The 6,524-nt window shown below is 42.7% G+C and carries 3 protein-coding genes and 1 pseudogene; 2 read left to right on the forward strand and 2 right to left on the reverse strand.

What is annotated here, in order from left to right:
* Nucleotides 1-1,395: 1,395 nt before the first annotated feature.
* Nucleotides 1,396-3,259: pseudogene (locus JK635_RS06000) on the reverse strand (endonuclease MutS2).
* Between the two features lie 412 nt (nucleotides 3,260-3,671).
* Nucleotides 3,672-4,307, reverse strand: coding sequence for a class I SAM-dependent methyltransferase (locus JK635_RS06005; RefSeq protein WP_202653077.1), 636 nt, complete (start codon nucleotides 4,305-4,307; stop codon nucleotides 3,672-3,674).
* Between the two features lie 352 nt (nucleotides 4,308-4,659).
* On the opposite strand from JK635_RS06005, the gene JK635_RS06010 reads away from it, so the two are divergent.
* On the forward strand, nucleotides 4,660-6,219 hold the full coding sequence (locus JK635_RS06010) for an acetate--CoA ligase (protein ID WP_202653078.1): 1,560 nt from the start codon (nucleotides 4,660-4,662) through the stop codon (nucleotides 6,217-6,219).
* Between the two features lie 102 nt (nucleotides 6,220-6,321).
* The coding region (locus tag JK635_RS24170; RefSeq protein WP_235887929.1) for a hypothetical protein at nucleotides 6,322-6,524 on the forward strand (203 nt) is incomplete at its 3' end.

The raw sequence follows: 6,524 nt of genomic DNA on the forward strand, positions 1-6,524 counted from the left end.
CACATAAACAAGGACTTGACTGGCTCTTCCACAAAAAAGTGTTCATAGGAAGTGGCTATGAGCACATAGCTGGAGCTCTTCCCTAAGAAAGTGTTCATTGAACCGGTCCATGGGCACTTCGCTGGGGTTCTTCCGCAATAAAGTGTTCGTTGAATCGTGCCATGAACACTTTGCTAAGGCTCTTCCCTAAGAAAGTGTTCATTGGATAGCACCATGAGCACATAGCAGAGGCTCTTCCCTAAGAAAGTGTTCATAGGAAGTGGCCATGAGCACATAGCAGAGGCTCTTCCCTAAGAAAGTGTTCATTGAACCGGTCCATGGGCACTTCGCTGGGGCTCTTCCACAAAAAAGTGTTCATAGGAAGTGGCCATGAGCACATAGCTGGAGCTCTTCCCTAAGAAAGTGTTCATTGAACCGGTCCATGGGCACTTCGCTGGGGCTCTTCCACAAAAAAGTGTTCATAGGAAGTGGCTATGAGCACATAGCTGGAGCTCTTCCCTAAGAAAGTGTTCATTGAGTCGGGCCAAAAGTAAATTCAATTAAGCACTGATGATAAAATAGTCCTGTCTACTGGTAATATGGAATAAATGACCTGATTTATTCTGTTATTTCTCTTTATTGTTCTTTTTTTCATCATCAAACACCATATCTTATTATACATGAAATAAAGATTTGCATTAATTGGTTGCAACACCGTGTTAGGACCACTCGAATTATATCAAAGAAGCCTATTTTTTACTTGCAGTTGGGCCTGTTAGGATGGACAGGCTGTCAATTACGTTTTCCATTTTTTTAATTCGGATTGCAGCTGAGCATTCTGAGGGAGGTTGGATTCTTTTTTCTATATTTTTTAAGGAAGGGGGGAGAAGATCATGGAAACAGAAAGGGTCAACTTGCTGCCTAGGTTGGACTAGAAAATTGACCCTGCCTGATTATGTTATTAGATGCTGCGAGCGATGTGGAAACCTTGGTGTACAGCGGTTAGAATTTTATCTGGACGAACTGCATCACCAATTTTGTCAACATCTACTTTGCCGTTTAATTGATCATATAACTCATCATTGGCAACAAATGTAAAAGGTTACCTTGATAACAAGGATGCTTTTCCAGTATTAAAGAGTAGTTAAAAGGACATCTTTAATGGATGTCCTTTATTAAGCTGAATATCAACAATACTATTTAACGGAGCCTTTTTTAATTAGAACTAAGGATGCGTGGGCACAAGAGCCGTCTGAATAATTAATCGGGGCTTTTACAGGGAACATTCTAATCGTCATAATAGACATCTACACTTAGCTACACAAATTGTGACAAAATCTATACTTTTTCAAAAGTAATTACACAAAATTATCTGATACCATAATTTCGTCTCTTTAGGAATTATCCTCCCATGCATCATTCCTCATACTCGATTATGATGTTCTCATCATGCCGCTTGGAGAGGACTTTGCTCTTTTTGCGATATTCTTTTGTTTTAAAAATGATGTCGAAGTCGTAGTCGTCCGGGTACAGCTCGGAAGCGGCGATATAGAGACTTAACCGCTTATGGTTGATCGACAGCTTTTCTCCTTTCACCTGAATAACATAATTTCCCTGTGGGTCGGGGCCGGTGTAGACAATACCGAACTCGTTTGTGGGTGAAATTTTTACGTTATCCCCTTGGCGATAAAGCGGCACTTGCTTTTCAGCATTGACCGTTGGCTTTTGCCTGTCTTTGTACTTGTTTACGATTACTTGTTTCTCCATATCCCGGTGTTTCCAGGCTTCCGTTGCCTCCGTTTGATACTGTTTCACTTCTTTATAGGTGATGGCATGCGCTCTTTCGATGATTTTCGGGTGCATACCGAGCTTAAGCGCAATTGCGAATGCCTGACTTTCACCGCCGCGGCCAATGATTAACCTGTAGGTCGGGCTCAAAGTGGTTAAATCAAACTCCATCGATCCGTTTAAAAAGCCCTCATGTGTTTCGGCGAATTCCTTAATCTCACTGTAGTGTGTCGTCGCAAAGATTACGGCTCCTTTTTCAAAAAGCATCTCCAAAATGGCGGTTGCGAGTCCCATTCCTTCACCGGGATCCGTTCCTGAGCCGAGTTCATCCAGCAGCACCAACGTCCGGCTGTTCGTTTCTTTTAAAATCTCGATGATATTGACGATTCTTGAACTAAACGTGCTTAAATTATCGGCAATGCTTTGCCCGTCGCCAATATCAACTAAGATCCGTTCGAAGAGGCTTAAGCTGCTTTCCGCTGAAGCTGGGATATGAAGACCGCATTGCACCATTAATGTTAACAGTCCGACCGTCTTGATTGTCACCGTTTTTCCTCCGGTATTCGGCCCGGTAATCACCAAAGCCCGCTGCTCGCCGTTCAGCTTAACTGTTAAGGGTACAGCTTTATCGCCCAAAAGGGGATGCCTTGCCGCAATCAATTCAATCGCGCCGGATTCATTGATCCTAACGGTGGAACCGTCAATCGAGCGGGAATACTTAGCTTTGGCAAACAAAAAATCATAATGAATCATGGTTTCCATTGCGAGGCGGAGCTGCGGCTCTTTGGCTTCCACCAATCCGGTTAAATAGATCAGTACCTTTTCTATCTCAACCTCTTCATCGGCGATAAGCCAGGTTAATTGATCCATGAAAACCGCGATTTCTTCCGGCTCAATAAACAGCGTTGCCCCCGAGGCGGACGTATCCAGTACGGTGCCTTTGATTTTGTTGCGGTATTCCTTTTTTATCGGAATGACATAGCGGCCATTCCGCTGGCTGACGACATTTTCTTGCAAGTAGGCCCTATACTTGTTGGAGCGGACCAGCTGTATTGTTTTTTCCTTGAGCCGCTCTTCTTGTATCGCTATTTGCTTTCTGATTTTCAGAATCTCCTTGCTGGCATAATCATCGACCCGGCCATTGCGGATGCAGCGGCTGATTTCAGCTTCCAGCTCCGGCAATTCCTCGATCGCATCAATGTAGACAGAGACCCGCGGCGCAATAAACGACTTATCCTTCATAAACCGGCGCATCTTGCCACAGCAATCCAAAAAGTCATAAAGCTTCATGAACTGATCAGTCCTTAACGGCGCGCCTTTATTCAAATTTCCAAGCAGCTGCTCCATGCCATCGNAGGGCTTCAATATTTCTTTTATTAAAAGAAGGTGTCAGGTCGGCGATTTTCTCCTTACCTTCTTTTGTTAAGGCAAAATGGGCAATGGCGTCTTTAATTTGTTTGAATTCCAATGTCTTAAATGTGTTCTGGTTCATTTTGGTTTCCTCCCGAAAAATAAAATAGCCGCAATGAACAATGTCATTGCGGCTTACATACACGGGCAGCAGCGCCGCCCATGGTATCCCCATACTTCTTCCAATAAATCCAAAATAAAAACTGTCTACAAAAATGTACACAGCAGCATTGGAAAATAAAAAGTATGCCGATGTCGTGCCATTGTTCTTAACCTCATTCCCAACCCATAGCCGAATAAGCCTTCTTCGCTCCTCAAAAAAACGAAAAGGTTGACCGGGAATGAATCTATCCAATTGATTGGATTAGTTAAGAACAACACCTAACATACAACATACTCCTTTATCAGGAAATATCTAATTCACCTATAGAATAGGCTGAATGGAGAAAATTGTCAAGGGACATTTCGGAAAAGGGCGGGACCGGCCTAGGCCATTATAATGATCGTTCTTTTTGACATTTTATCATTAAAAATTTAAATGGAGGTTTATTTTCCATATTCTTATGTGGCTCTACAATTTCTGAAATCTCTATCAGCCCATAGTTTCCAAATTCTTGTTTGATTGAATCAGAGTCATAAAAAAACATTTTTACCCCAGCCGGTGTCTCGAAATAATCTTTCCCCAGTTGTGTGCCCTTTCCAAACATGGGGGCTTCTTTTGAAATAGTCGTAAAAATCATATATCCGTTGGGCTTTAACTGATGATAGCAATCTTTAATAAACTTCTCTCTCTGATGTTTATTCAATAAGTGAATAAGTGCATAACAAAAGATCCCATCATAAAGCTTGTGATCAAAGGGCATATCGGTGACTGAACCATGAAAAATACTAATATCAAGCCCATTTTGCCTTGCTAATGCAATTGCTGTTTTTGAAATCTCAATACCTGTTACATTTATTCCGTTGTCAATAAAAACCTTCGCATTTCTACCATAACCAATACCAGGAATCAAGATATTCTTCACTTTCTTTTCCAGGAAAAAGTCCTTTGTCAAGATGGCAGAGTCTGAAGGTTCAAATCCCCACATCATTTGATTTTCGATAAAACTTGATTCCCAAAATTCTGTCATACCTCTGGTCTCCTTTACAAATTTTAAATCACTTTCATTAATTTTTGCTGCCGTTGTATAAGAAAGGCTGCATTACATTGAACCATAAAGTTTATTTTCCCTTTTCAAATAGTTTACGCTATTTGAACCAATACATCTAGTTACTGATATATTTCGTTGCAACACCATTAAACTATTTCCATTGGATGGAAAAAAATTCCTACATTATTGGAGTCAAATATTGCCGGGAGGTGAAACTTTAAAAAATTTTTAAAAGCTGATATTATTAGTAGGTGATAAAAGTAGAGTATAAGTAATTAGCAGTCTGTGTATTAAGTCTTTAAAAATTTTACATGAATGGGGATTGACACTAGTGAATTTGGATTCATTAATCGCACCGGAACACTTTAATGTCGCCAGTGAAATTACCAAACATACTTCGGACAAAGTGGCTTTAAGATGGGAGGATGAATCGGGGGAATCCCGGACAATTACGTATGATGCTTTGAATCGGCGGGCGAATCAGCTGGCCAATGGTTTTACCTCACTCGGGTTGAAAAAGGGTGACAAGTTGATTGTGATGACGACCCGCCTGATTGAGACGTATGTGATCTATCTTGCCAGCCTAAAGGCCGGACTTGTGATCAGCCCTGCTTCCGAATTGCTGCGGGCCAAGGATTTAGTCTACCGCCTCAATCATTCAGAGGCAAAAGCGGTAATTTGCTATGCTCCTTTTGTGAAGGAATTTGAAAAAATCCAGGAGGAGACGCCGTTTCTGAAATATCAGATTGCCTTTGGAGGAGAGGTTCCAAACTGGCTCTCTATGGCAGAACTGACAGACGGACAACCAGAAACTTTTCCCGATGCGGATACGTTGCGGGAGGATTCCGCCTTTCTAGCCTATACCTCGGGAACAACAGGTCAGCCAAAAGGGGTTGTTCACACCCATGGCTGGGGCTATGCCCATATCCGCATTGCCGCGCAGTATTGGCTGAATATCGGGGAGAATGATCTTGTCTGGGCAACCGCTGCGCCCGGCTGGCAAAAATGGGTCTGGAGTCCGTTTTTATCGATTTTGGGTTCCGGGGCCACCGGCTTTGTCTATCATGGCCGTTTCCAGCCGCATAAATTTTTGCAGCTGCTGCAGGATCAAAAAATCAATGTCCTCTGTTGCACACCAACAGAATATCGAATGATGGCCAAATATGATGACCTTGGAACTTTTGATCTTTCGAAGCTGCACACGGCGGTATCCGCGGGTGAGGCACTGAATCGGGAAGTCATCGATATTTTTAAAAAGGAATGCGGGATCCTCATTCGTGATGGTTACGGACAGACGGAAAGCACGTTATTAATAGCTAATGTAAATAAGGACGAGTCGAAGCTGGGATCGATGGGCCAGCCGCTGCTGCCGGAATTTGTTGAAATCGTTGATGAAAATGGCCAGCCAGCGCCGCTCAAGCAGGTTGGAACGATCGCGATTCGCAGTGACTTTCCAGCGCTATTTAAACACTACTATAAAAATCCCGAAGCAACGGCTGCTGCTCATTGCGGTGATTATTTTCTAACCGGGGACCGTGCCTATAAAGATGAAGAAAACTATTTCTGGTACCAAGGCCGCAAAGACGATGTCATCATCAGCTCCGGCTATACGATTGGGCCTGTTGAAGTCGAAGATGCATTAATGAAACATAAATCCATTAAAGAATGCGCCGTTGTGGCTGCGCCCGACCCAATTCGCGGCAATATTGTCAAAGCCTGCGTTGTCTTGAAAGATGGAATTTCCGGCACACCTGAGTTAACAAAAGAGCTGCAGTCATTTGTGAAAAATTTAACAGCTCCCTATAAATACCCGCGGCAGATTGAATACATGGACGCACTTCCCAAAACTGAATCAGGGAAAATCCGCCGCGTAGTCCTTCGCGGGAAGTAAGCAGAGCACCGCTGCTAAGTTAAAATTAAAGTGTTCATGGGATAGTCCAATGAACAGTTTTTTGGGAAAGGCCTCAGTGAAGTGTGCTCATGGGATGGTCCAATGAACAGTTTTTTGGGAAAAGGCCTCAGTGAATTGCTCATGGGATGGTCCAATGAACACTTTATTGTGGAAAAACCAGTCAAGTCCTTGTTTATGTGTAAATTCACTGGCAAGTGCTTTCAACCTAGCCCTCTTATTTTTTTAGCGAAACTTCCATGGATTTTTTACTTCATATCCGGTAAGGGATGTCAAATGGTTTTCAA

The organism is Neobacillus paridis (genome assembly GCF_016765675.1).
Classification (GTDB): Bacteria; Bacillota; Bacilli; order Bacillales; family Cytobacillaceae; genus Neobacillus; species Neobacillus paridis.

Excerpts from the sequence above, each read along its gene's own strand:
- JK635_RS06005 (WP_202653077.1), bottom strand. The coding sequence starts at position 4,307 with ATGACAGAATTTTGGGAATCAAGTTTTATCGAAAATCAAATGATGTGG.